We start from the raw sequence: 24474 nt of genomic DNA on the forward strand, positions 1-24474 counted from the left end.
CGCTCTGAGCTTTCGCATCAGGCAAAATCAAGCTTTTGTATCAGCACCCTCTTCAACCTGACCATATTCTGTGGATAGAAGCGCAATCCTCGCCTGACTTGCTATCCCCATCACTTTGGCAGCCAGCTCCGCGCCATTGATATCTTCGTAACGAGTCGGAATCCGCTCTTTAAGTCTAAAAAGTCTGTGATGGGCAGTCCGGGTCAATCGGCCGAAAGTGGTCGCAACAACCCGGCCTCGCAACACTCCATCCTCCTTTATTTCCTTCTCGGTGGAAGTTTTCGGGGAAACTTCGTGACCAACCACAAATGCCCTAAATATCGGAGTGCCATCCAATAGCCCACTTCCAAGGAAATCTTGCACGTAGCCGTCCGCTTGATTCATCTCGTCACGGCCAATGGTGGACTTCCCCTTTTTCAACTCGATAATCAGAACATCTCGAATCTTGGTCAAATTATCCTCCCTACTGTCAAATTCCTCAGTTCCGACAATAGAGAGGGTGCTGTCCGAAAGGGTCATGAGATCCGGGCGCTGTCTGGGATTGAGAAATGCCCCCTCTCCCCCACGCTTCCCGAAAATCTTACCAGCAGCGCTCCTGAGACTCACATTGGATGCGTATTCCGGACTATCAAACTCGGGACCGAATAACCAGCGAGCTTGTGTCACCAAAGGGTGAAGCGTATGCAACTCGTCAGCCCCTGAGTCGCCTCCTAGCTTGTCAATCGCAGAAAGTATAGAAAGACGCCGGTCAATCTCATCGAGTACCGCTAATGCATCACTGACAGTCCACTGCCCAAGAAGACGATCAAGTCCTTCAATATCCTCCTCGTCCAATTTGGTAAGTTTTTCGAGGAGGGCAATGCCACTCCTGGATTTCTCTAACTTGATGACGGCCTGTACAGCTGCGGAAAGTACGTCGTTTCCTATGCCGGGATTGCTCTTCGCAAGAGTCTGCGCAAAATTGGCCACTTCAATCCGTCCAAGAGTTGAAAGCTCCTTGAAGTCTTCTCTATTGCGTACCAGAGCCTCCTCAGAGTTTTCGTCCACCAAGGTCGCTGATAGCCGGTCGAACACATCTCTGACCTGGAGTACTACGGCCGAAAAAAGCTTCGCTGCCTTCGGCGTCTGTTTGAACCGTGTCCAGTCAGCCTCTATTTCAGATATCCAGCTTTCATCCGCTCTGACCACAATGGCGTAGCGTCTTGCGAAGCGGGAGCGCCCATCTATGACTGCAACGTTTCCCACAATCCATGCAGGGGTCCCGACAAGACGGTTATTGACCCAAAAGGCGATACCCTGATAGCGGTTAGACTTGGCCGTCCTAGACGAGTCAATAACAAACACGTCAATAGCCCCTCCCTCAACGACCGCGATGGTTGATTGCTCAATCAAGCCTAGATGTTCGGGAAGGGAAACTGAGCGTCCATTGACACGAACCTCGAACCGGGGATCATGCAAAAATCTAGCAGAAAGAACCTCGCGAATTTTGTCAGGATCAGGAAGATGCCTTTCGACGATGACCGAAAGCTTCGTCCCATGGCCGTCTTTTTTAGAGGAGGATTCGTTGATGATTCTGAACGGATCCTTCCCACCTCCTGCTCCTATCTCAAAACTGGCTTCATCTCCTCCTACGAGGGTTTTCACCGAATAAGTGTCTCCGAAGCAAAGAAGCCCATGGCGACCAACACCATTTCGACCATATGCCCGTCGACTCCAATCGTTTCGCTCTGACGGAAACTCCACGCTGACCCCTTGATGCCTCAAACGGTCATATCCGAGCGTCATCCATCTACGTTTAAAAAGTGGCGCGGTCATGCCATGACCGTCATCTTCTACGACAAGGAAATTCTGCTTCTCATGTGGAATGGTCAAATTGACCAAAGATGCGCCGGCATCCCAAGCATTGGCAACCAATTCAGTCAGAGCAACCTCTGGATCATGCGATATCGGCCCTAGCGTTCGGACAAGGTAGTCTTCTTCAAATAGAGTTCCGGACCCACTCGATTTTGGTGTCTTTGCCATCCAATCCCCCGATTCACTTCCTGATGCTGCGCAACGCCCTATGGAAAGCTACGTCATAGCTCACACACTCTTACGAATCGCCCCCAGAGCTTCGGCGCAACTGTGCGTCATTTTCCTTGTGCAACCAAGGCTTGCATTTTGCCCCTCAAACGCTAAACCTTTGCAAACCCTAAAAATGACTATTTGTCTTTAGAGAGCAAAGGCCAATCACGCAAAGCGGGGCTGGGGGGACAAATGGGGGGACGCCGATCGATTAAAAAGTAAAATTCATATAAATCAAATACTTAAAACACAATAACGCCGCCCACAAGCCGGCTTTTTAATATCTGCTGAACGCGCAATATCAATCCGTCAGGGATCGCTACAACATACTCGCAACCACCTTATCAAAACCAACAAACTTCTCCTTCAACTGTTCAATCGTCCACCGCCATTTCTGCGTTCTGGGCCGACAAATCGTATTCTGATTCCCAAACATCCCCGTCTCCCGCACACCCTGGCTCACCGGCACGGTATCCAGCCATTCAATCGACACAAAGTAATCACACCGCTCTGGGTCATCTACAAATTCAGCGTGATAATTTGCCCGCTTAGCAACCTCAAGCACAGGGCGCTCCTCGCCGTTTACAGTGACGGTAAATTCGTTCGCGGGTGTGGATTTCCCGCGCACTCTTCCGACACCAACGTACCCCTGTTGCGGAATGTTGACCCAAACACGATCCCCCGGTGAAAGCAGTTGCAGAGTCCTGCTATACCAGGCGCCACCACCGCCCGAGATAAAACCAAACTCCCTTGCATCTTCCCATGAGCGTGAAGTCGAGTCGCCGAACGAGCAATAGAACTCGCCATTCCAGGGCTCGGTATGCCCCTCGCTCGCTGACACCGCATTCACTTGGGTCTGAACGGGATCGAGCAACCAAGACCGACTCAGTAGTTGCTGATCACCCATTTGGAAAATCTGAAAACACAGCACGTTGATCGGAATATCTCGTTTGCTGAGGTATTCAACAATCCGCTCACTGCTCGCGTCCAATTCCGTTGCGACAATGACCAGTTGATGGCTTTGGTTCAGCTCATCATCGTTCAAGACTCGTCCAAAACGCGCTAAAAAGTCAGCATAGAGGGTATTCCCAGGCTTGAACCGCTCATAGATGGCGCCAATCTCATTTGGCTGTAAACCCTGAACCCAAGCGGCGTAATCGAGGGTCTGGGCGACTACGTCCCGAGGGGTACGGTCGCGCTTGAGTTCAACCAGGACCAAGTATCCATCGGGATCGATCGCCAGCAGGTCAATGCGCCCACCTGAGCTGGTTTTTTCTTGCTTGCCTATCAGCATCCATTCATCGGAGAGAATGCCTGGCGAGTTGAGGATCATATTTTCAAGCAACTGCTCACTGACCAATTGGCTCAAAGGGAGCTTGCTCGGTGCAACACCGACGGTCCAAACATCCGTTTTTATAGGCAATTACTACATCCTTGATGAGGTGGTTTTTAGCGACTCTAACACCCTCGCGCGCCGTGTTGGCGACAAGCTAAAATGAGCAGCAGACCGCTGCCCAAATGACAAAGGGATGGTTTGATATGTCGCCAAAACGCCAGATGGCGACATGAACGCTGTAAGAGCAGGCGGGCCTGTAAGGCAGTGAGTTAGCACATTGCTGCCCCACTGCAAATGTCAAATTACCTCGGCTGCAAACACTCCACCGCCCGATCCGCGACCATCTTCGCCATCTCCACCAAATGCAACACCGCCCTCTGCGACGCAGCCATTGGCTCGCCGAGCACCTGCGACGTGGCCACCGCACAATGCAGCAGCTCAGCCACCTTCACCCAGGCGTCCTCGAAGCTCAGTTCTTCATTGACGGTAAAAGGGTTGGTCACTTCTGATGACGTGAATGCGAACAAACGTTATCCATAGCAAAACTCCTAGCAGTAAGTAAATACCACCGTCCTTTCGCGACTAAACGAGCAGAGGTGGGCGGCTGTACGCAGGTTAGTCGACCGGTCGCTAGGCACCGGTGCACCCGAAGGTGCCCTGCGCACAGCCACCATTAAGTGCAGGTGAGAAGACACCTGTCTTTGAGATGGCGCATGCGCCTAGCGAAGTCCGGGCGACTAAACCCGGTCACTGAATTGCAGTGACGGTCGACAGCCTAGTCACCCAATTTCGCTGGCGCAAGCGGTTGGGATTCTCTAGGAAACGTCCTGCAAATGAAAGGGATCGGACCGGCCGGCGCGACGAATATGAGAACGTCAGAAAATTGCTGACTCATATAATTTTTAGCAATCCTCCTAAAAAGCCCGGCCATTGCTAGCCAAACTGATATCACAATAGAATCACCTACCCCATCCCGCCAACGGATGGGCGAGCAGGATGGAACAACTTCAGCTCATACGTAGGTCAAGGAGACCGATATGCCAGATATCAAGGAACAAAAACTTCTCTATCACCTAACTTCTCTAGAAAACCTGAGCGGTATTTTTCAGCACGGGCTAAAACCGCGAGCTCAGCTCAGGGCATTCGAAGACGTGGCTGATGCCGACATTCTGAAAAAACGACAAGGTCTCGCACTAGATCAGTACGTACCTTTCCACTGGTTTGCCGCAAATCCATTCGATGGAAGCGTTCAACGCAGAAGGCCTGACACCCAATTTGTTGTGATTACGGTGCATCGAAACGTGGCAATTAGAAAGCAATGGAAGGTCATTCCCCGCCACCCATTGGCTAACGATGCCATTCAGTTGCTGGATTATGCCGATGGCTTCGAGACAATCAATTGGGAGGTTATGAATGCCAGGGACTACCACGATCCCCAATGCAAAAGCATCTGTATGGCTGAGTGCCTTTCGCCCGACGTAGTTTCCCCTAACGATTTCTTCAAGGTTTTTGTTTCTAATGCTGAAGTAGAAACCCTCTGTGGGTCTAAAATGCGCGAGGCCGGCGTTAATGTACAAATCGGAGTGAATCGGGGAATGTTTCTTAGATGATTTATAACAACCTGAATCCTGAAAAAGCTCTGATCTGGCGAATCGTTCATCGCGACAATCTGCCCTGGATTCTGGACAACGGCCTGCACTGCGCCAGCTCAGAGGTGCAGGCTGCGCAATATGTGAACATAGGCAATGTTGATTTAATCGATAAACGCCGCACGCGCTGTGTCCCCATTGCTCCTTCAGGCTTTTTGTCAGACTACGTTCCCTTCTATTTCACACCCTTCTCTGTGATGATGAAAAATATTCATTCCGGCTGGAGCGTTCAGCAACGCAGCAATGACGAGATCGTGATTCTGGTCTCCAGCCTCCACCGCGTCGCCGAGCTTGGCCTACCGTTCGTCTTCACAAATGCACATGCGTACCCGGATTGGACAGACTATTACAGCGACCTGGAGAATCTCCACGAGATCGATTGGTCTATCCTTCAACGGCGTGACTTCAAACGTGACCCCGATGACCCTCGCAAAATGGAGCGTTATCAGGCTGAAGCGCTGATTCACCACCACTTACCGATTACAGGACTCCTTGGCATCATGTGTTACACCGATGCGATGAAAGAACGCATAGAGCAGGACGTCGCCGCAAGAGGCCTGACGTTGCCTGTACATGCTCGTCCGGGATGGTATTTTCCATGATCAGATTCACTCAGGGTAACCTTCTGGAAGCCAACACCGAAGTCCTCGTCAACACGGTGAATACCGTGGGCGTGATGGGCAAGGGCATCGCGCTGATGTTCAAGGAGCGTTTTGCAGAAAACTATCGCTTGTACGCTGCTGCCTGTAAAGCTGGCGAAGTAAAGACCGGAGAAGTGCACGTAACTGCGGTCAACGAACTGGACGGTCCTCGCTGGATCGTTAACTTCCCGACCAAACGTCACTGGCGATCACCATCGCAGATGGCATGGATAATCGAAGGCCTGCACGACCTCCGTCGTTTTCTGATTGAAAACCATGTGAAGTCGGTGGCGGTTCCTCCGTTAGGGGCCGGTAACGGTGGTCTGAAATGGCCGGACGTTCGCGAACAGATTGAGGATGTCTTGAGCGATCTGGATGTCGATGTGTTGGTTTTTGAGCCATCCAATCAGTATCTGAATGTCGCCAAACGCAACGGTGTAGAAAAGCTTACGCCTGCGCGAGCGCTCATTGCGGAACTGGTTCGACGCTACTGGGTGTTAGGCATGGAATGCAGCCTGCTTGAGATTCAGAAACTGGCTTGGTTCCTGGAACGCGCAATTGAGAAGCGGCCAGGCCTCAAAAACCCACTGGATCTTAAATTTGTTGCTCATAAGTACGGGCCGTATGCCAACCGGCTGGAACACCTGCTTAACAATCTGGACGGTAGTTATCTGCATTGCGATAAGCGAATCAGCGATGCGGAAAACAGTGATGTGATCTGGTTTGACCAAGACCGCAGAGCCTTTCTACAAACCTATCTCAGAACAGAGGCCAAGGAATATTCCCAGGCCTTGGAGCTTACCGCGGAGTTGATTGATGGCTTTGAGTCACCCTTCGGCATGGAGCTATTGGCAACAGTCGACTGGCTGCTGACCCAGGAAGATGTAGCCCCAACGGTTCCGGCTTTACGTGAGGCACTGAAACAATGGGATGGCGGTGTCGCTGCAGCCGCTCGCAAAAACAAGCTGTTTGACGATCAAGCACTTGATATTGCGCTTAAACGGCTCACTTCCAGCAGCTTCAGCCATCAAATGGCTTCCTGTCATATATGAGGATCTTGAGTACAGGCTGTAAATAGCCTGTACGAAAGATTCTGATGCTTAACTAGAACCCTATAAAAATAAAATGACCCAGGCCGGTGCGCAGTTGATGAACTGGTTCTCGGTGGCGTGTAAGTTGCACCGCGACTGGCGCAACGATATCGAAGGCCTGGGGAGTCTGTTGTCCCAGCGCATTCTTAACTATCGAAATTTGATGAATGGATATGCGGCGCTGACGGCGCAGCAGAGGTAAGCAAACCCAGCGTTAAGACAAGCCTGCTATAAAAAGCAGGCTTTTTCACGTCATGCCTACCTGCCAACAACCGCTCAACCACCGTCTCCAGCTTTGCCGCTGCCTCCATCCGTTTTGCAGCAGGTATCTGCCTGACGTTGTGCAGTTTCCATTGCACGGCAGGCAAACGATCTATTCCCGGCAGGTTCAGCGTCTTCCAGTCAGACTCTCCCTGTTTGATCGAGATCAGGAAGGCAGCATCCTGCTCATTGAGTTGTTGGCGGATCGCAGTCAACAACGACTCTCTGGTCGCTTCTAACTGGCCAAGTGTGACGGGCTCTCGCGTCATGCCGGCGAATTCAGCCTGAAACGCGCCCGCCAATGGCTTCCAGCGGGGCGCAAGCAACTCAGCCATGGGACGGCTGTGGCTGATCAGCTACACCAGAAAGCCCACGAAGATTTCACGCGCCTGCCCTTCCTCTCGAAGCATCAACATCACGTCGGGTCTCGGGGGGATGTTGCCGATCCAGCGCAGCGCAGATTTTGCCGCCGTATAGGTCGGGCAAGGACACCACTGCCATGGAGGCGAATCCGAATTCATCCTCGACCCGTGGCACTACGTCTTGCGTCGTCGGTGGATGCACGGTGCCGCGTAGCACCGGCGAAACTTCAATCTTGATTTGGTCCTGAACGTTCCGCCCTTCAGTGCAAAACATCGTTGCGCCGCTACGTAAGGAATGACCTGCACCAACAGACGAACCTGAGCGGCATAACGTGGATCAAGGGACATCGGCAAAGCTCTCCGGAACGGTAATAAGGAACTCGTTATCGAGTCGACCGCCCCGGATGATTTGCCGCTTGCCCTTGCCTAGATCGATGCTGGAACGATCTATTCGCGCGTACCAGGCATGGCCTGTATTACGCGCCAGCACAAAGAACACACGTTTGACGCGGATGGAGTTGCACGCTTCAAGCAGCGTCTGCAGGCGCTTTGGGCTCAGTGTGGCAAGCCCGTTGAGGATATCGGCCACGCCGCTGAACAGCATCTCGTCGGCGCTTTGGTGAATAAGCTCGAGCACCGCACGTTCCGGGGTGGAGATTTTTAGCGCGAATTGGCGGTAAGGTATTTGGAAAACTTGTAACGCCATATCTTCCAATTCCGTAAAGAGCACGCCCGGATAGAAGTTCACCTGCGCTTCCCATGCATGCTTGCGAAACCAACCGGGAAGAACGGCCCCTGATAGGCCGAATAGATCTACAGACTCTTTTCCAAACGTCAGGTAATGGCTGTAACCGGCCAAGCTCAAGGCCGTCGCGCCGCCCGGCCAAACCTGCACTGTTGCGCCCTGTTGCAACGCGAATACACCGCCGTGCCAGTCGATGCTCTCGCCGCTGCGTTTCCAGGCACCGTGACCCACGCGTTCGACCCAGCCTGTTTGCTGATATTTCTGAATAAGATTCGGGCCAACACCCTGTTCGCGCAGCCACGCTTGGGTGGCGATGACGCCCGATGGCCAATTTGCTAGAAGATAGTTTATTTTCATTTAAAATATCACCCTATAAGGGTCTTTATATAATGAATATTAAACCATGGTAGCGCTACGTGGAGTCATTCTTTTCCACCTTTTGATTGTCTCCTTCTTGTTGACGGTAAGACACGCGACAGCCGATTTATCACTCCCAGACCAACCATTAATCTGTGCCCATGTTGAACACAACGCCCAACCAACCTAAACAAAAAAGGATTCAACCATGAGCACTCCAACCTACAACCGCCTCAACAAAGACGACGCCATTGTCCTGCTGGTCGACCACCAGACCGGCCTGATCTCCCTGGTGCAGGACTTCTCCCCCAACGAGTTCAAGAACAACGTTCTGGCCCTGGCCGACCTGGCCAAGTTCTTCAACCTACCGACCATCCTCACCACCAGTTTCGAGCAAGGCCCCAACGGCCCGCTGGTGCCGGAGTTGAAGGAAATGTTCCCGGACGCGCCGTATATCGCTCGCCCAGGCCAGATCAACGCCTGGGACAACGAAGACTTCGTCAAGGCGATCAAGGCCACCGGGCGCAAGCAGATCATCATCGCCGGCGTGGTGACGGATGTGTGCGTGGCGTTCCCGACCTTGTCGGCGCTGGCGGAAGGGTTTGAGGTGTTTGTGGTAACGGATGCGTCGGGCACGTTCAATACCACGGTGCAGCAGGCGGCATGGAGCCGGATGACCCAGGCCGGTGCGCAATTGATGAACTGGTTTTCGGTGGCGTGTGAGTTGCACCGTGACTGGCGCAACGATATCGAAGGGCTGGGGAATCTGTTGTCGCAGCGGATTCCTAACTATCGCAATTTGATGAATGGGTATGCGGCGCTGACGGCTCAGCAGAAATAAGTCAGCCCAGTGTGACGATAAGCCTGCCCTGAAAAGGCAGGCTTTCGGTGTTTGAACCGGCTTACCCCGCCAGCTCTCTCTCTATCTGCTCAATGCTGGGCAAACTGGTCTGCAGTTCTGCCGACAAAGACTCTACCCACTGATATTCCGCCACACCGATAGGCCGGTTGTTATCGCGCAGAGCATATTCAGCCACCACCTCATTTTTACCCTTGCACAGCAACAGGCCAATGGTCGGGCCATCCTGTGGGTGCTTCAGTTCGGCATCTACAGCCGCGAGATAGAAGCTCAACTTGCCCAGATGCTCGGGCTTGAATTTACCCGCCTTGAGTTCGATCACTACGTAGCAGCGCAGTTTCAAGTGGTAAAACAACAGGTCAACGAAGAACTCATCACCGCCAACATTCAGCAGTACTTGCCGGCCAACGTAGGCAAAGCCCGCGCCCAACTCTAATAAGAACTCAGTGACATGTTTGATCAAAGCATTTTCGATATCACGCTCTTTCGCATCCAGGCCCAGGCTTAGGAAGTCAAAGCGATAAGGGTCCTTGAGAGATTCTCGTGCCAGATCGGATTGTGCCTTGGGCAAATGGCTTTCGAAGTTGCTGACTGCCTTGCCACTGCGCTCCAGCAAGCAATTTTCGATGTGCAGTAACAGCGTGTTCCGCGACCAGCTGTGTTTAACTGCCTGAGTGATGTACCAGCGACGTGTTTCCGGGCCGGGAAGCTTTTCGAGCAACACCATGTTGTGACCCCAGGGCAATTGTGCAGCAGCCTGTTGCACAAATTCCGAATCCGGCCACGCCTCGGCAAAAGCACGCATGTACTTGAGGTTGCGCGGCGAAAAACCCTTAATGTCGGGAAACGCTGCACGCAGATCCTGCGCAAGGCGGTCGATCACTTTGCTCCCCCAGCCTTGATCGCTCTGACGGGCCAAAATTTCGCGTCCAATCTGCCAGTAGAGCATCACCAATTCACGATTGACCGCGATTGACGCGCGCTGCTGTGCGTTATGGATACGGCTCTTGAGGCCTGTCAGCCAATCGGTGTAGCCATCAGGCGGCGCGTTTAAACCGATAGAGGCCTCGTTCATACTTTTTCACTCTTGTGTTTTCGGCAGGCTAGTCAAGCCGCCGGGCCGTCACAAGAGCTCTTAAATAGTCTAGGAAGGGTCCTGCTTACCTTACGGAACGGTCCTCCTGTTCGGGCCCGCGCGGGGCTCTTCACTGACGCAGAGGGCCAACCGGCTGAAATAGGCCGACGCACTATCTGAAAAAGAACTTTTCATGCATATCGGCAAAGCCGCGCAGGTGTCCGGCACGACCATCAAGGCGTTTCGTCATTATGAGGTCATCAGGTTGATGCCCGAGCCCCAGCGCCAGGGCGGTCATCGCGTCTATACGGCGCAAAGTTTCGAATCGCAACGGATGGGGGTCTGGTTGAATGCATTTGAGTCCTGCTGAAAGGCGCTCATTGGGCACTATTCGTCAATCAGCAGCATCGCAATCTGAAGTGCTCCGTGGGCATCAGTCGCCATCGACTATTGCCCGCCCTTTGTAAGCGCAATCTGATTTTTCAAACCACTCATCCAGCTGCCTTTCGCTGGGGCAGACTCCGACGCCTTGCCTTCTGCCGAGACGTCATGGATGACCCACGCTGCCCACATCACCTCGATCGAATATGAGCTGGATACTTTCCATCAGAGCCTGATGATTTATCGCCAGCAAATGGGTGCCTGGTATTCCCGGGCACTGGATTCGGTGAGCCATGCCACGGATATGCCGTCGTTGCTGGGAATGGACCGGGTGTTACGGGCCGGGGATTCGCAGCAGTCGGTGAGCCTTACCGACGCGGATTCCTCTACCGTGGCTCTTTGCCCTGCGGGTGGCGTGCTTAAGATCCAGAGCAGGTTCGAGTCGCTGTATGACGTGCCAATTGGCGACATCCCCGTTGAGGTGACCCGCCTGGATGACGGTAGCTCAGCAGTGATCATGCTCGATGAACACGGCGAGGGTTCGCACTACTGCGCCGCTGGCGGGCGCTATCAAGTTCGGGTTCAAGGCGGAGTTTCAGCGCAGCAAGTGGATGCCTTGTTTGACTCTTATGCCGGGCTGACAGCAGACCTGGAGCAATGGCTGCGCGATCAGTGGAAAGACTTCAAGCCGCATTGGCAGCAATCCACGGCCAGTGCAATTGGCAGCGGCGTACTGGCGGGCAGTTGGGCGGCGATCCGTGATGTGTGGGACAGCATAAAGCTGGTGCAGTCGATCCTTGAAGATCCGTTGCAATATGTAGAACAACTGGGAGCCCAGGCAGCCAAGTTGGCGCAAATCGCCACCGATGCCCCCAAGATCATGGAACAGGCGATGTTGCTCGCCAGCGATGAGGCTGCACTGTACCTGCTGATACGTACGGCGATGATATGGCTGGACGCGTTGCCGCCGAGCCAGGTCGCGGAAATGGCTGCAGGGTTAATAGTATCGCTGCTGATTGATCTGGTGATTGGCGCGGTGCTGACCATCGCCTTACCGGCGGCGGGTGTGGCGTATTTAAGCTTGCGGCTGGTCAAGTATGGCGCTCGGATTGTTGAGGCCGCGGTTGGCTTCGTACAGAGTATGTTGGCGATTCTGACCAAGTTTATGCAGGCGGTGGATCGCTATAAAGCGGTGGCGGTTCGAGGGGTGGTCGGTGGGCTGAAACAGGGCACCCTGCAGATGCGCTGGAAGGCTCGGCAGAACGCGGTGCTGAGGCACAAAGAGCATGTGGATGATGTGCCTGCCGTGGCTTCGAACCCGAAGGGTGATGCGGCGGCCTCTGCGGATAAAACCGTTACGAACGGTTGCCCGGTGTCGATGGTCACCGGCGAGGAACTGCTGACGCTCACCGATGGCGCGCTGGATGGCATCTTGCCGTTTGAGTGGACGCGCTTGTATCGCACCAGTGCGGTGGAAGTGGATTGTGGGTTGGGGTTTGGCTGGAGTCATGCGCTGGCACAGCGGCTTGTGGTGTCAGGCGATTCGGTGGTGTGGACAGACCATGAGAATCGCTCGACCACCCTGCCCTTGCCGACGGTTGCTCGACCGGCGATTACCAACAGCCTGGCCGAAGCCGCGATTTACTTGGGGTCGTTGCCGGATGAACTGGTGCTGGCCCAGGGGTCGCGGTTCTACCACTTTTGCGACGGTGTGCTGACGGCGATCAGCGATGCGTATGACAACCGGTTGTTGGTTGTCCGGGATCGGTTGGGACGGCTTGAGCGGCTGGACAACGGCGTGGGCCGTTCGCTTCTGTTGCGTTATGAGTTCGACCGCATCGTGGCGGTGGATTACCAGGTTCATCGCGCCACGGGGCATGAACCGTTCGTTTGGGTGACCGAGCAGAACGTCGTTTCCTACGCCTATGACGGCGCTGGACGACTGGTGTCAGCGACCAATGCTGTCGGTGAACGCGAGGTTTATCGGTACGACGAGCAGCACGTCATTCTTGAACGGCAACTGGCCGGTGGGGCGAGTTTCTTCTGGGAATGGGAACGCGCTGGCAAGGCAGCGCGCTGTGTCAGGCATTGGGCCAGCTTTTCGCAGATGGACACGCGGTATGCCTGGGGTGACGACGGTCGCGTCACCGTGCACAACGCCGACGGCAGCCAGGAAGTTTACGTACATGACCAGCGAGCGCGGCTGGTACAGCGCATCGATCCCGACGGCGCTCAACATTTCAAATCCTACGACGACAAGGGCCGCCTGACGGCCGAGCAGGACCCGCTGGGTGCGGTGACGGCGTATCAATACGACGACGCCGGACGCTTGGTCGCGCTGTTTCCTGGGGATGATGAGCCGACGTCCTACGAGCATGACAACGGTTTCGTACGGGTTGTAAGACGTGGTGAGGCGGTCTGGAAATATGAGCGTAATGAACAGGGCGATGTCATTCGCCAGATTGACCCGGATGGCAACGCGACTGACTACAGCTACGACAAGCAAGGGCAACTGACCGGGGTTTGGTATCCGGATCACAGTTGTCATCGGTTGGTGTGGAACGAACGCGGACAGCTTGTTGAAGAACAGCTACCGAATGGCGGGATCAAGCGCTATCGCTATGACGACCTGGGCCGGCAGGTTGCGCGTGAGGATGAACAGGGCGCGCTGACTCAGTATCAATGGGACGCCGTGGGTCGGTTAACTCGCTTGGTATTGCAGGACGGTGCCACACGAGAATTCAGCTACAACCCCTACGGAAAAATCATCGCCGAGCGCGACGAGCTGGGCCACGTCACCCGCTACGAATACGCCGACGGCCTGCACCTGATCAGCCGCCGCATCAATGCCGACGGCACCCAGGTCAACTACCGCTACGACAACGCCCGCTTACTGCTGACTGCCATCGAAAACGAAGTCGGCGAAACCTACCAGCTCGACTACCACCCCAACGGCCTGATCCAACAGGAAACCGGCTTCGACGGCCAACGCACTGCGTATGCCTACGACCTCAACGGCAATCTGCTGGAGAAAACCGAATACGGCGACGACGGCAGTCAGCTCGTCACTCAATACCAGCGCGACTATGCCGGTCGCCTCGTAAGAAAAACCCTGCCCGACGGCAATACGGTTGAATACACCTACGACCGCCAAGGCAACCTCCTCAGCGTCGACGACGGCCACTGGTTCCTGGCCTACGAATACGACCGCCAAAACCGCCTATCCGCCGAACACCAAGGCTGGGGCACGCTGCGCTACGGCTACGACGCCTGCGGCCAACTTCAGCATTTACGCCTACCGGACAACAACCGCCTCACTTTCAACCACGACAAAGGCGGCCACCTCGTCACCGTCGAACTGAACGGTTCGCTGCTGACCTCACACCTGTTCAAAGCCGGTCGCGAACACCAACGCCAACAAGGCCAACTGCTCAGCCACTACCACTACGACGACCAAAACCGGCTACATACCCACGCCGTCACGCAACAGCAAAACCACCTCTACCAACGCCACTACGATTACGACAAAACCGGCAACCTCACCCGCCTGCACGACACCCGCAAAGGCGAACATCTTTACCGCTACGACCCGCTCCACCGCCTGACCCGCGCCGATCACTCGCAAGACGCCCAGGAACGCTTCGGCCACAACCCGGCGGGCAACCTGCTCATGCAAGACAGGCCAGGCCCGGACATCGTCGCGGGTAATCGATTGATGATCCAAGGCGATCATCATTACGACTATGACGCCTTCGGCAACCTGATATGCGAACGACGCGGCAAGGGTCATTCACTCGTTACCGAGTACCGCTACGACTGCCAGCATCGGCTAATCGGCATTACCAAGCCAAACGGCCAAAGCGCCAGTTATCGTTATGACCCGTTCGGTCGGCGCATCAGCAAAACTGTGGACGGGAAAACCACCGAGTTCTTCTGGCAAGGCGACAAGCTGATCGCCGAACATCATGCGGAATGTCACCGCAGCTACCTCTACGAACCCGACAGCTTCCGCCCATTAGCACTGCTGGAAGGCTTCGGCCCAGAAGAAACCAAGCCCTACCACTACCAACTCGACCACCTCGGCACACCGCAAGAACTCACCACGCCCGAAGGCGAAATCGTCTGGTCCGCCCACTACCGCGCCTACGGCGAAATCAGCCGTCTCGACGTAGGCAAAATCGACAACCCGCTACGTTTCCAAGGCCAATACTTCGACCAGGAAAGCGGCCTGCACTACAACCGCCATCGCTACTACAATCCAGATATTGGTCGTTACCTGACACCTGATCCGGTGAAGCTGGCCGGTGGGATCAACGCGTACCAGTACGTGCCCAATCCGACGGGATGGGTAGACCCGTTAGGCTTGAGCAATTGCCCGGAGGAAAAAGGATGTAACGCTAAAAAAGAGCCTAAGGAGCCCGCGAGTGATGCCCAGGTCGATGCAGGCGAACCTAATAGTCCATCTGCAACACAACGTCCGTCAGCATTTGCCAGCAAGCAAAAACTCAATGAGCATTACGAGAAGCACGGTTCTGAATTCGGCGCCGACTCTAGTCACGAATACTTACTCACCGCCCGACATGTAATAAATGAAGGCACGCAGGTTCAATATTCGTACAGAAACGCTCCAACAACTGGATATGTTTTACTAATGGGAACAAATAGGACAGGGCAAGCGAAATTCGCGTTTGCAGGAACAAATACAAGCGGCCATATTACGACTTTGCATACGAAAAGCGGAAAAGACTTCTGGAGGATGATAAATGGCGACCCCTCTGATAAAACCATTAGACCACACAAAAAATAGCTATATAAAGGCACAGGTGTTAGCGCTCAACGAGCATATAGAGGAAGACATAACTCTGCTCATTGAGGGAACCATCATAAATTGCTTCGTCAGCTATTCGCCACATGACATAGAAGTCGGAAAAATCTATGACGTCGAGCTGACAATGAATCTATCTGATGATTACGAGATTGAGAGGGTTGAACCGAGAACACCATTGATTGAAAAGATAAGTCCCGGCTACGCCTACCTACTCTACGGGAACCTACACGACACACAATTTCACAGCTTCGTCTCATTAAATGATGAGGACATTCATTACGACCATCCTGAATGTAACGAGCGCTTCATAAAACTAAAAGTCGACAGAATCGACGTCAGCTTCTGTTGATATCAAATGCCCACTCCGGAAACGCACTCGGTGGCCCGATGCAGCCTAGACGACGAGCCAAATACCAAGCACAATCGGCTCACCAAATGAGCCGAATACCCCCTTTATTCGACTCACACGCCTAGGCTTCCCCCTATGAATCAACCACGCTGGATCTGGCAACACATCGACTGGCCCCATTTCCACTGGCAGCCCGGACGCTTGGCTGCTTTGCTGCGCGACTGCGGTCACTCCCAAGGCAAACTCCTAGGCATGCTCGGCTCCGCTGGTCAGGCAGCCAGCGCGCAGAACGAACTGGACGCGCTGCTGCAAAACATCCTGGCCTCCTCCGCTATTGAAGGTGAGCAACTGAATGTCGGCTCGGTGCGGTCCTCCCTGGCGCGACGGTTAGGCTTGGAAACGACGAAAGACGGTCAGGTCAGCCGCCGTAGCGAACGCCTCGCTGACCTGATGATAGATGCCACTGAGCAATTTGCCGAGCCGTTCACGTACTCGCGTCTCATGCACTGGCATCATCTGCTGTTTCCGATTCCAGAAGCGGGCCTTACCGCGCGAAGCATAAAGGTCGGGGGGTTGCGAGGGGATGAGCCTATGCAGGTGGTATCGGGGCGTCTTGACCGGCCGACCGTGCACTTTGAGGCGCCGCCACGCCAGGGGCTGGAGCAGGCGCTGGATGACTTCCTTGAATGGTTCGAACTGAGCCGCCATCAACCAGAACTGGACCCGTTCATACGCGCTGGCATTGCGCATTTCTGGTTTGTCACACTTCACCCGCTCGATGACGGTAATGGTCGCCTGACACGCGCCATCACTGACTTGGCCTTGGCCCAGGGCGACCATCACGCGATACGCTTTTATGCGATGTCAGCCAGTATCCTTGACGACCCCATGGGCTATTACAACGCATTGGAGTCCAGCCAAAAGGCCACGCTCGATATCACTGATTGGCTGGAGTGGTTCCTGAGAACATTGTTGCGCAGCCTGCAACAAGCGATGGCACGAATTGACCGTTTGCTGAGCAAGACCAGGTTCTGGGACCAACACCGCGGCGCTGCGTTATCTGCCGAGCAGGTCAAAGTACTCAATCGTCTGCTCGACGGTGGTGATAAAGGCTTTGAGCATGGGATCAGCGCCGCGCAGTACCAGGCAGTCGCCAAAGTGTCCAAGGCGACAGCCACCCGCCATCTGTCTGATTTGCTGGAAAAAAACTGCCTGATCCGTCTCCCCGGAAGCGGTCGCAGCACGCGTTACCAGGTCAATACCCAAGGAGAATGACACCCCCCACTCATTTGCCCCAATCCCCCATGTCTGCTAGTGTCGCGCCGGTTTACCGTCTACCGGAATTGCCGCCATGGCCCGCAAAAAAGTTGCACTCGATTTCGAACAATCCCTCGCCGACCTGCAAACCCTGGTCGAGCGTCTGGAGAACGGCGAGTTGTCGCTGGAAGACTCGTTGACGGCGTTTGAGCAAGGCATCGGCCTGACCCGTGACTGCCAGAGCGCGTTGGCGCAGGCTGAGCAGAAAGTGCAGGTATTGCTTGAGCGTGATGGGGAGTTGGCCGAAGAACCTTTCGATGCGGAACAACCCGAATGATCGATGCGTATCAGGCCAGTAGCCAAGCCCGGGTGAATGCGGCGCTGGAGCCCTTGTTTGTTGCGCCAAGCCCGGAAATGAAGCGCCTTTACGACGCCATGCGCTATAGCGTGATGAATGGTGGCAAGCGCGTGCGCCCGTTGCTGGCGTATGCGGCGTGTGAAGCGCTGGGTGCGCCAGCCGAGGACGCGAATGGCGCGGCCTGTGCGGTTGAATTGATTCACGCCTATTCCCTGGTACACGACGATCTGCCGGCGATGGACGACGACGATCTGCGTCGCGGCCAGCCGACCACCCATAAAGCCTTCGATGAAGCCTATGCGATCCTGGCCGGTGATGGCCTGCAGAGCCTGGCGTTCAGCGCGTTGCTCGATCCGCGTTTGAGCCGCGTGAATGCCGAGATCCGCCTGCGCATGGTCACCACCCTGGCCCTGGCGGCAGGCCCGGCCGGTATGGTCGGTGGGCAGGCGATCGACATGGGTTCGGTCAGCCTCAAGCTGGATCAAACAGCCCTGGAACACATGCATCGCCACAAGACTGGCGCGTTGATCGAAGCTGCGGTGCAGCTCGGTGCCCTGGCCAGTGGTCGGGCCGAAGCCGCGCAATTGGCGGCGCTGCACACCTATTCACGGGCTGTTGGCCTGGCGTTCCAGGTGCAGGACGACATTCTCGACGTGGAAAGTGACACCGCAACCCTCGGCAAACGCCAAGGCGCGGATATCGCCCGGGACAAGCCCACCTATCCTGCGCTGCTCGGGCTTGCATCTGCCAAGGCGTATGCCCTGGAACTGCGCGACCAGGCCCTGGACGCCCTGCGACCTTTCGACGCGGCGGCTGAGCCGTTGCGTGACCTGGCGCGGTATATCGTCGAACGTCGCCACTGATAACCGTGGCGATCAGCGCCGCATATCGGCCAAGTTGGCGCCCCTGCGTGGGCAGTTTGCAACGCTTGAGGTAAACTGCCGCCTCTTCTATACCTATAACGATTCGCCTGATGCCCACGACGTTCCAAGAGATTCCCCGCAAGCGCCCGTCCACGCCCCTGCTCGACCGCGCTGCCACGCCGGACGGCCTGCGTCGACTGGGTGAAGCCGAGCTGGAAACCCTGGCCGATGAACTGCGCCTGGAATTGCTCTACACGGTCGGCCAGACCGGTGGGCACTTCGGCGCCGGGCTGGGCGTGATCGAGCTGACCATCGCCTTGCACTACGTATTCGACACCCCGGACGACCGGCTGGTGTGGGACGTGGGCCATCAGGCGTATCCGCATAAAATCCTCACCGGCCGGCGCGAGCGTATGGCCAGCCTGCGCCAGAAGGACGGTATCGCCGCCTTCCCGCGTCGCTCCGAGAGCGAGTACGACACCTTTGGCGTCGGCCACTCCAGCACCTCGATCAGCGCAGCGCTGGGCATGGCGATTGCCGCTCGCCTGCAAAACAGCGATCGCAAGGCGATTGCGGTGATCGGTGATGGCGCGCTGACTGCGGGCATGGCCTTCGAAGCGTTGAACCATGCGCCGGAAGTGGACGCCAACATGCTGGTGATCCTCAACGACAACGACATGTCGATTTCGCGAAACGTCGGCGGCCTGTCCAATTACCTGGCGAAAATCCTCTCCAGCCGTACCTATGCCAGCATGCGTGAAGGCAGCAAGAAAGTGCTGTCGCGCCTGCCCGGCGCGTGGGAAATTGCCCGTCGCACGGAAGAATATGCCAAGGGCATGCTGGTGCCCGGCACGCTGTTCGAAGAATTGGGCTGGAACTACATCGGCCCTATCGACGGCCATGACCTGCCGACCCTGGTCGCCACGCTGCGCAATATGCGTGATCTCAAGGGCCCGCAGTTCCTGCATATCGTCACCAAAAAAGGCAAAGGCTTCGCGCCGGCGGAAGTCGACCCGATTGGTTACCACGCGATAACCAAGCTGGAACCGCTGGACGCTCCCGCCGCTGCGCCGAAAAAGGCCAGCGGGCCGAAGTATTCCGGTGTCTTTGGCGAATGGCTGTGCGACATGGCCGCCGCCGACCCGCGCCTGGTGGGGATTACCCCGGCGATGAAGGAAGGCTCCGACCTGGTGGCGTTCAGCGAGCGTTTCCCGTTGCGTTACTTCGATGTGGCGATTGCCGAGCAGCACGCAGTGACCTTCGCCGCCGGCATGGCCTGCGAAGGCGCCAAGCCGGTGGTAGCGATTTACTCCACCTTTCTGCAACGCGGTTATGACCAGCTGGTGCATGACGTGGCGGTGCAGAACCTCGACGTCTTGTTCGCTATCGACCGCGCCGGCCTGGTGGGCGAGGACGGCCCGACCCACGCCGGCAGTTTCGACCTGTCCTACCTGCGCTGCATCCCTGGCATGCTGGTGATGACGCCTAGCGACGAGAACGAACTGCGCAAGATGCTCAGCACCGGCCACCTGTACAACGGCCCGGCGGCCGTGCGCTATCCGCGCGGGAATGGCCCGAATGCGCTCATCGAGAAAGACCTGGAACCTATCGAGATCGGCAAGGGCATCGTGCGCCGCCAGGGCAGCAAGACGGCCTTCCTGGTGTTCGGTGTGCAACTGGCCGAAGCCTTGAAAGTCGCCGAGAAGATCGACGCCACAGTGGTCGACATGCGGTTCGTCAAACCGCTGGATGAAGCGTTGGTGCGCGAGATTGCCGGTAGCCATGAGTTGCTGGTGACGATCGAAGAAAACGCCATCATGGGCGGTGCCGGCGCGGCGGTCAGCGAGTTCCTGGCGCGGGCGAATATCCTCAAGTCGGTGCTGCACCTGGGCCTGCCGGATATGTACGTCGAACACGCAAAACCGGCGCAGATGCTGGCTGAATGCGGGTTGGATGAAGCCGGTATCGAAGCCTCGGTGCGCGAGCGCTTGGCGCTCTTGAATCCGTAACCGGATCCAAATGTGGGAGGGGGCTTGCTCCCGATAGCGGTGTATCAGTTGTAGCTATTTTGACTGAAGCACTGCAATCGGGGGCAAGCCCCCTCCCACATTTTTTGATGTGTGCAACCTTCAAACGCTATGGACGGCCCATGAAACGCCTGTACCTCGCATTGCTGCTTCTGCCAGCCTCGCACCTGCTCGCCGATACCCGGGACCAGGCCCTGAAGCTCTCCGACGTGGTCATCAGCGCCAACCGCCAGGTGCAGGCGCGCAATGACAGCAGCGCCGCCAACACCGTGTTCACCCGCGCCGATATCGACCGCCTGCAACCTTCCAGCCTGACCGATCTGCTCAGCCGCGTGCCCGGCGTGCAAGTTGCGCCCACCGGCGGCCGTGGCAGCTTGCCGGGCCTTTACATTCGCGGCACGAAGTCTGCGCAAAGCCTGGTGCTGGTGGACGGCCAGCGCATTGCCAACACCACGTCCGGTGACAGCGGCCTGCAATATCTGAACGTCGACCAGATCGAGCGCGTGGAAGTGCTGCGCGGTTCACGTTCGGTGATCTACGGCAGCGATGCGATTGGCGGGGTGATCCAGGTGTTTACCCGGCGCAACGCCGCGCAAGGCCTGCAACCGCGCCTGAAGCTAGGCGTTGGCAGCAACCAGACATGGCAACGCAGCCTTGGCCTGTCGGGTGGCGATGAGCAGACGCGCTTCAATCTGGGCGCAAGCCTGGATGAAACCGCAGGCATCAATTCAACCCATCAGTCGTTTCCCAGCGATGGCGACCATGATGCCTACCGCAACCGGTCCCTGAGCCTGAACCTCAGCCATTCGTTCAGCGACGAGCTGGAGGTGGGCTTCAACCTATTGGATAACCGCGGCAAGTCGGAGTACGACAACAGCTTCGGGCGCTATGACTTCGCCAGCGGGCAAAGCCTCGGCCAGAAACCCTACACCGACTACACCGTCAGCAGTGCCAGCGGCTATGTCGACGCGACCCTCAGCGAAGGCTGGCAGTCGCGCCTGGAACTGGGCCACAGCGAAAACCGCGACACCAAGCGCGATACCCTCAGCGATGATTTCAGCGTGTTCAATACCTACCGCGACTCGGTCAACTGGCAGAACGACCTGACGCTGGACGACCGCAACAGCTTGATCGTCGGTGGCGACTGGTACGAAGACCGCTTCCACGGCTCCACCACCTTTACCGAAGACAGCCGTTGGAACCGCGCCGCCTTTGTGCAGCACCGTTTCCAGGGTGAGTGGTTTTCCACCGAGCTGGGCCTGCGCCGCGACCAGAACCAGCAGTTCGGCGGCCAGAACAGCTGGAGTGGCACGCTGACGGTGCCGATCAATCCGGACAACGATGTGTTGCTCAGCTACAGCGAAGGCTTCCGTGCGCCCACCTTCAACGACCTGTATTACCCCGACACCCAATACAGCAACCCCAACCTGCAACCTGAGCGCTCAAAGAGTTACGAGCTGCAATGGCGCAGTCAGTTAACCGACAGCACCCGCCTCGAGGCCTCGCTGTACCGCACCGACCTGAGTGACGCGATCATCCTCGACGGCGGCAAGCCTCAGAACGTGGCGTCGGCGCGGATCAATGGTTTTGAGGCGGCGCTCAAGCAGGAGCTGTTTGGCTGGCAGGGCAACCTGGGTGTGTCGCTGATCGACCCGCGTGATCGCGACAGTGGCCATACTTTGGCTCGTCGTGCACGGCGCACGGTGAACCTGGATCTGGACCGGCAGTTCGATAAGTTCGGCGTAGGTGCAAGCTGGCAGGCCATCAGCAGCAGCTACGATGACGAAGCCAACCGTAATCGCCTGGGCGGCTACGCCTTGCTGGGCCTGCGCAGCAGTTGGGCGTTGAGCCACGCGGTGTCGCTGTCGTTGAAGGTCGATAACCTGTTGGACAAGGCCTATTCCCGTGCGCGCTACAGCTATAACGATCCGGCGTTCCTGAACAATCAGGATTACCGGGAAGAAGGCCGGGTCTGGATGTTCGGCGTAACGTGGACGCCGCAGATGTGAGGCGCCACAAAATGTGGGAGGGGGCTTGCCCCCGATAGCGGCCTCACAGGTTCGGCGCAATCACCTGACACAACCGCGCCAGCGCTTCCAGCATCTGTGCGCTGGGCCGTTCCAGGCCCTTGTCCGGCACCAAGCGCACGCGCGCCATCATCGTTGGCCACACCTTCCAAGCCTCCAGTTGCGCCTGATCACCCACCAGGATCAGCTCGGGATCACGCTGCAACACTGATTCGACACTGACCTGCGGCGCCGGCAGCGTGAGATCGTCGAATACGTTACGCGCCCCGCACACCGTCAACGCATCACTGATGATCTGCCCACCGCCCACGGTGTACAGCGGCTGGTTCCATACCTGGTAAAACACCCGCACCGGCTCGGCGCGCTGATAGCGCTGGCGCAGGTAGGCGAGGCGTTGGCGCAGTTTGTCGGCAAGTACTCGGCCGGCCTCCCCGCGCCCCAATTGCTCGGCAATGGCTTGGACCTGAGCGGTCAGTTGTTCAAGGCTATGGGGTTCGGCGATGAACACCGGCAGGTTCAGGCGCTGCAGCTGCTCGCGCTGGGCCGCGCCGACACTGCCAGGCCAGAGCAGGATCAGATCGGGCTTGAGGCTGAGCAGGCGTTCCATGTCCAACTGGCCGTAGCGGCCGACCGATGGCACGTTTGCCAATTCTGCCGGGCGATCGCCGCCATCGAGCACACCGACCAATACATCAGCAGCACCCAACTCGACCACGATTTCAGAAAGCGACGGCGCCAGGCTCACCACCCGCTCTACTGCCACCACCTGGGCGCTGAATACCAGCAGCAACGCCAGCCCGTAGCGCTTCATCCCAACTGACGCGGTATGCGATAGAGGTAAAACAACACCATCGTCGACAGCGCCAGCAAGAACAACGGCACCGCTTCCAGGCCGACGAACACCGCCAGCGCGCCGATCCAGGCCGGCAATGCCGCCACCAGCAAGGCCGTGCGTCGACGCGCCGCGAGGGCGATCCAGGCGGCGGGTTCTTCCGGGGTGTCGAGGGCTTTGGAGGTGGCGATCAGCGCGTGTTTATAGGCGTGAAAATAACGCAGGCTGAGAAACATCGAGGCCACGCCGGCGATAAACAACGGCATGGCCAGTACGGGAAGCAAGGACTCGGCACGGCCGAACACCAGGTTGATCACAAACAATGGCAGCAATGCCAGGGCCAGGTACTGCCACCAGTTGAAGGACAGTCGCCGTTTCACCTGGCCACGGGTCACGCGCGGTCGACCTCGCCTTGATGCTCATTGCCCATCATGTGGTCGAGCTTGCTGGCTTTGGTGGCCAAGTAGAGTTTGTTGTGCGGGTTGTGCCCGGTGTGCAGCGGGACGCGCTCGGCCACGGTGATACCCATTTCGGTCAAGGCTTTGACCTTGCGCGGGTTGTTGGTCATCAGGCGCAGGGATTTCACGCCCAGGTGCTCGAGCATCGGCAGGCAGATGGCGTAGTCACGCTGGTCGGCGGCAAAGCCCAGGCGCTCGTTGGCTTCCACGGTGTCGGCGCCGCCATCTTGCAATTCATAGGCGCGGATCTTGTTCAGCAGGCCGATGCCACGGCCCTCCTGTCGCAAGTACAGCAGCACGCCACGGCCTTCACGGGCGATGGCCTGCAACGCGGCTTCCAATTGCGAACCGCAGTCACAGCGCTGGCTGAACAGCGCGTCGCCGGTCAGGCATTCGGAATGCACGCGGCCCAGCACCGGCGCACCATCAGCAATATCGCCCAGGCTGAGCACAACGTGCTCGCGCCCGGTGGCTTCTTCGAGAAAGCCATGCATGGTAAACGTGGCAAAGGGGGTAGGCAGCTTGGAAGCGGCGACGAAAACGACGGGCACCGTGTGCTCCTGATTTCAGATTTCACAGAGGCGGGCATTGTAACAGCCTGTTCCTACAGACGCTTAAGCTGAATGATCGCTGATAAAGATCAATAGGTTCGAT

The 24474-nt window shown here is 56.7% G+C and carries 20 protein-coding genes and 3 pseudogenes; 13 read left to right on the top strand and 10 right to left on the bottom strand.

What is annotated here, in order from left to right; translation table 11 throughout:
- Nucleotides 1-27: 27 nt before the first annotated feature.
- The 3 genes and pseudogenes from C4J84_RS22755 to C4J84_RS22765 all read right to left on the bottom strand — a co-directional run bounded on the left by C4J84_RS22755 (nt 28) and on the right by C4J84_RS22765 (nt 3938).
- A complete protein-coding gene (locus tag C4J84_RS22755; RefSeq protein WP_124436157.1) occupies nt 28-2022 on the bottom strand; it encodes an ATP-binding protein in 1995 nt (664 codons plus the stop codon).
- A 361-nt stretch (nt 2023-2383) separates the two neighbouring features.
- Entirely contained in the window at nt 2384-3487 is a 1104-nt protein-coding gene (locus tag C4J84_RS22760) for an endonuclease NucS domain-containing protein (RefSeq protein WP_124371994.1), read from the bottom strand.
- A gap of 215 nt (nt 3488-3702) precedes the next feature.
- Nucleotides 3703-3938 (bottom strand): annotated as a pseudogene (locus C4J84_RS22765) (DUF6124 family protein).
- A 499-nt stretch (nt 3939-4437) separates the two neighbouring features.
- Here C4J84_RS22765 and C4J84_RS22770 point away from each other — a divergent pair.
- From C4J84_RS22770 to C4J84_RS26535, 4 genes and pseudogenes are all read left to right on the top strand, one after another.
- The gene (locus C4J84_RS22770) at nt 4438-5010 is read left to right on the top strand and encodes a DarT ssDNA thymidine ADP-ribosyltransferase family protein (RefSeq protein ID WP_124371995.1); all 573 of its coding nucleotides are present in this window, start codon (nt 4438-4440) and stop codon (nt 5008-5010) included.
- Nucleotides 5007-5651 (top strand): DUF4433 domain-containing protein, encoded by a 645-nt coding sequence (locus C4J84_RS22775; protein ID WP_124371996.1) that lies wholly within the window; start codon nt 5007-5009, stop codon nt 5649-5651. Before C4J84_RS22770 ends, C4J84_RS22775 begins: the two co-directional genes overlap by 4 nt.
- On the top strand, nt 5648-6742 hold the full coding sequence (locus C4J84_RS22780; RefSeq protein ID WP_124371997.1) for a macro domain-containing protein: 1095 nt from the start codon (nt 5648-5650) through the stop codon (nt 6740-6742). Before C4J84_RS22775 ends, C4J84_RS22780 begins: the two co-directional genes overlap by 4 nt.
- A gap of 67 nt (nt 6743-6809) precedes the next feature.
- Nucleotides 6810-6983: pseudogene (locus C4J84_RS26535) on the top strand (hydrolase); the annotation flags it as partial.
- Here the strand turns inward: C4J84_RS26535 and C4J84_RS26540 are convergent.
- From C4J84_RS26540 to C4J84_RS22795, 3 genes are all read right to left on the bottom strand, one after another.
- Nucleotides 6928-7377 carry a hypothetical protein gene (locus C4J84_RS26540; RefSeq protein ID WP_256681364.1) on the bottom strand — a complete coding sequence of 150 codons (450 nt, stop codon included), beginning with the start codon at nt 7375-7377 and terminating at the stop codon, nt 6928-6930. The pseudogene C4J84_RS26535 and the gene C4J84_RS26540 sit on opposite strands and share 56 nt — an antisense overlap.
- 46 nt (nt 7378-7423) lie before the next feature.
- Entirely contained in the window at nt 7424-7678 is a 255-nt protein-coding gene (locus tag C4J84_RS26545) for a nucleotidyl transferase AbiEii/AbiGii toxin family protein (protein ID WP_256681365.1), read from the bottom strand.
- Nucleotides 7679-7741: 63 nt separating this feature from the next.
- Nucleotides 7742-8506, bottom strand: coding sequence for a type IV toxin-antitoxin system AbiEi family antitoxin (locus tag C4J84_RS22795; protein WP_124371998.1), 765 nt, complete (start codon nt 8504-8506; stop codon nt 7742-7744).
- Between the two features lie 208 nt (nt 8507-8714).
- Here C4J84_RS22795 and ycaC point away from each other — a divergent pair, with 208 nt between their 5' ends.
- A complete protein-coding gene (gene ycaC / locus C4J84_RS22800) occupies nt 8715-9347 on the top strand; it encodes an isochorismate family cysteine hydrolase YcaC (protein ID WP_057724871.1) in 633 nt (210 codons plus the stop codon).
- A gap of 61 nt (nt 9348-9408) precedes the next feature.
- On the opposite strand, the gene C4J84_RS22805 is transcribed toward ycaC, so the two are convergent.
- Nucleotides 9409-10440, bottom strand: coding sequence for a YhcG family protein (locus C4J84_RS22805; protein ID WP_124371999.1), 1032 nt, complete (start codon nt 10438-10440; stop codon nt 9409-9411).
- A gap of 193 nt (nt 10441-10633) precedes the next feature.
- Here C4J84_RS22805 and C4J84_RS22815 point away from each other — a divergent pair.
- The 8 genes and pseudogenes from C4J84_RS22815 to C4J84_RS22850 form a co-directional block, all read left to right on the top strand.
- Nucleotides 10634-10765, top strand: a pseudogene (locus C4J84_RS22815) (MerR family DNA-binding transcriptional regulator); the annotation flags it as partial.
- Nucleotides 10766-10993: 228 nt separating this feature from the next.
- Nucleotides 10994-15628, top strand: a complete 4635-nt coding sequence (locus C4J84_RS22820; protein ID WP_124372001.1) for an RHS repeat-associated core domain-containing protein — start codon at nt 10994-10996, stop codon at nt 15626-15628.
- Nucleotides 15585-15998: a hypothetical protein gene (locus C4J84_RS22825; protein ID WP_124372002.1), complete on the top strand. Its 414-nt coding sequence runs from the start codon at nt 15585-15587 to the stop codon at nt 15996-15998. Before C4J84_RS22820 ends, C4J84_RS22825 begins: the two co-directional genes overlap by 44 nt.
- 135 nt (nt 15999-16133) lie before the next feature.
- The gene (locus tag C4J84_RS22830; protein WP_124372003.1) at nt 16134-17273 is read left to right on the top strand and encodes a Fic family protein; all 1140 of its coding nucleotides are present in this window, start codon (nt 16134-16136) and stop codon (nt 17271-17273) included.
- A 76-nt stretch (nt 17274-17349) separates the two neighbouring features.
- Nucleotides 17350-17592, top strand: a complete 243-nt coding sequence (locus C4J84_RS22835; RefSeq protein ID WP_003176346.1) for an exodeoxyribonuclease VII small subunit — start codon at nt 17350-17352, stop codon at nt 17590-17592.
- Entirely contained in the window at nt 17589-18476 is an 888-nt protein-coding gene (locus C4J84_RS22840) for a polyprenyl synthetase family protein (protein WP_124436158.1), read from the top strand. The genes C4J84_RS22835 and C4J84_RS22840 overlap by 4 nt, the downstream gene beginning before the upstream one ends.
- 110 nt (nt 18477-18586) lie before the next feature.
- Nucleotides 18587-20485 carry a 1-deoxy-D-xylulose-5-phosphate synthase gene (gene dxs / locus C4J84_RS22845; protein WP_124372005.1) on the top strand — a complete coding sequence of 633 codons (1899 nt, stop codon included), beginning with the start codon at nt 18587-18589 and terminating at the stop codon, nt 20483-20485.
- 140 nt (nt 20486-20625) lie between these two features.
- Nucleotides 20626-22512 (top strand): TonB-dependent receptor domain-containing protein, encoded by a 1887-nt coding sequence (locus tag C4J84_RS22850; RefSeq protein WP_124436159.1) that lies wholly within the window; start codon nt 20626-20628, stop codon nt 22510-22512.
- Between the two features lie 43 nt (nt 22513-22555).
- Here the strand turns inward: C4J84_RS22850 and C4J84_RS22855 are convergent, their stop codons facing one another.
- From C4J84_RS22855 to ribA, 3 genes are read right to left on the bottom strand one after another with little or no spacing between them, the layout of a single operon-like run.
- Nucleotides 22556-23341, bottom strand: coding sequence for a cobalamin-binding protein (locus C4J84_RS22855; RefSeq protein WP_124436160.1), 786 nt, complete (start codon nt 23339-23341; stop codon nt 22556-22558).
- Nucleotides 23338-23757: a nuclear FMR1 interacting 1 family protein gene (locus C4J84_RS22860; protein ID WP_124364584.1), complete on the bottom strand. Its 420-nt coding sequence runs from the start codon at nt 23755-23757 to the stop codon at nt 23338-23340. Before C4J84_RS22860 ends, C4J84_RS22855 begins: the two co-directional genes overlap by 4 nt.
- The gene (ribA, locus tag C4J84_RS22865; protein ID WP_057724861.1) at nt 23754-24371 is read right to left on the bottom strand and encodes a GTP cyclohydrolase II; all 618 of its coding nucleotides are present in this window, start codon (nt 24369-24371) and stop codon (nt 23754-23756) included. Before ribA ends, C4J84_RS22860 begins: the two co-directional genes overlap by 4 nt.
- Nucleotides 24372-24474 lie beyond the last annotated feature (103 nt).

Origin of the sequence: Pseudomonas sp. R11-23-07, assembly GCF_003852295.1 — a bacterium.
Classification (GTDB): Bacteria; Pseudomonadota; Gammaproteobacteria; order Pseudomonadales; family Pseudomonadaceae; genus Aquipseudomonas.

What these genes read in the sequence shown, in the direction of transcription:
- C4J84_RS22830 (WP_124372003.1), top strand. Translation starts at nt 16,134, where the DNA reads ATGAATCAACCACGCTGGATCTGGCAACACATCGACTGGCCCCATTTC.
- C4J84_RS26545 (WP_256681365.1), bottom strand. Translation starts at nt 7,678, where the DNA reads ATGTTTTGCACTGAAGGGCGGAACGTTCAGGACCAAATCAAGATTGAA.
- C4J84_RS22780 (WP_124371997.1), top strand. Translation starts at nt 5,648, where the DNA reads ATGATCAGATTCACTCAGGGTAACCTTCTGGAAGCCAACACCGAAGTC.
- C4J84_RS22805 (WP_124371999.1), bottom strand. Translation starts at nt 10,440, where the DNA reads ATGAACGAGGCCTCTATCGGTTTAAACGCGCCGCCTGATGGCTACACC.
- C4J84_RS22770 (WP_124371995.1), top strand. Translation starts at nt 4,438, where the DNA reads ATGCCAGATATCAAGGAACAAAAACTTCTCTATCACCTAACTTCTCTA.
- dxs (WP_124372005.1), top strand. Translation starts at nt 18,587, where the DNA reads ATGCCCACGACGTTCCAAGAGATTCCCCGCAAGCGCCCGTCCACGCCC.
- C4J84_RS22755 (WP_124436157.1), bottom strand. Translation starts at nt 2,022, where the DNA reads ATGGCAAAGACACCAAAATCGAGTGGGTCCGGAACTCTATTTGAAGAA.
- C4J84_RS22840 (WP_124436158.1), top strand. Translation starts at nt 17,589, where the DNA reads ATGATCGATGCGTATCAGGCCAGTAGCCAAGCCCGGGTGAATGCGGCG.
- C4J84_RS22825 (WP_124372002.1), top strand. Translation starts at nt 15,585, where the DNA reads ATGGCGACCCCTCTGATAAAACCATTAGACCACACAAAAAATAGCTAT.
- C4J84_RS22855 (WP_124436160.1), bottom strand. Translation starts at nt 23,341, where the DNA reads ATGAAGCGCTACGGGCTGGCGTTGCTGCTGGTATTCAGCGCCCAGGTG.
- C4J84_RS22850 (WP_124436159.1), top strand. Translation starts at nt 20,626, where the DNA reads ATGAAACGCCTGTACCTCGCATTGCTGCTTCTGCCAGCCTCGCACCTG.
- C4J84_RS22795 (WP_124371998.1), bottom strand. Translation starts at nt 8,506, where the DNA reads ATGAAAATAAACTATCTTCTAGCAAATTGGCCATCGGGCGTCATCGCC.
- C4J84_RS22835 (WP_003176346.1), top strand. Translation starts at nt 17,350, where the DNA reads ATGGCCCGCAAAAAAGTTGCACTCGATTTCGAACAATCCCTCGCCGAC.
- C4J84_RS26540 (WP_256681364.1), bottom strand. Translation starts at nt 7,377, where the DNA reads ATGGCTGAGTTGCTTGCGCCCCGCTGGAAGCCATTGGCGGGCGCGTTT.
- ycaC (WP_057724871.1), top strand. Translation starts at nt 8,715, where the DNA reads ATGAGCACTCCAACCTACAACCGCCTCAACAAAGACGACGCCATTGTC.
- C4J84_RS22820 (WP_124372001.1), top strand. Translation starts at nt 10,994, where the DNA reads ATGACCCACGCTGCCCACATCACCTCGATCGAATATGAGCTGGATACT.
- C4J84_RS22775 (WP_124371996.1), top strand. Translation starts at nt 5,007, where the DNA reads ATGATTTATAACAACCTGAATCCTGAAAAAGCTCTGATCTGGCGAATC.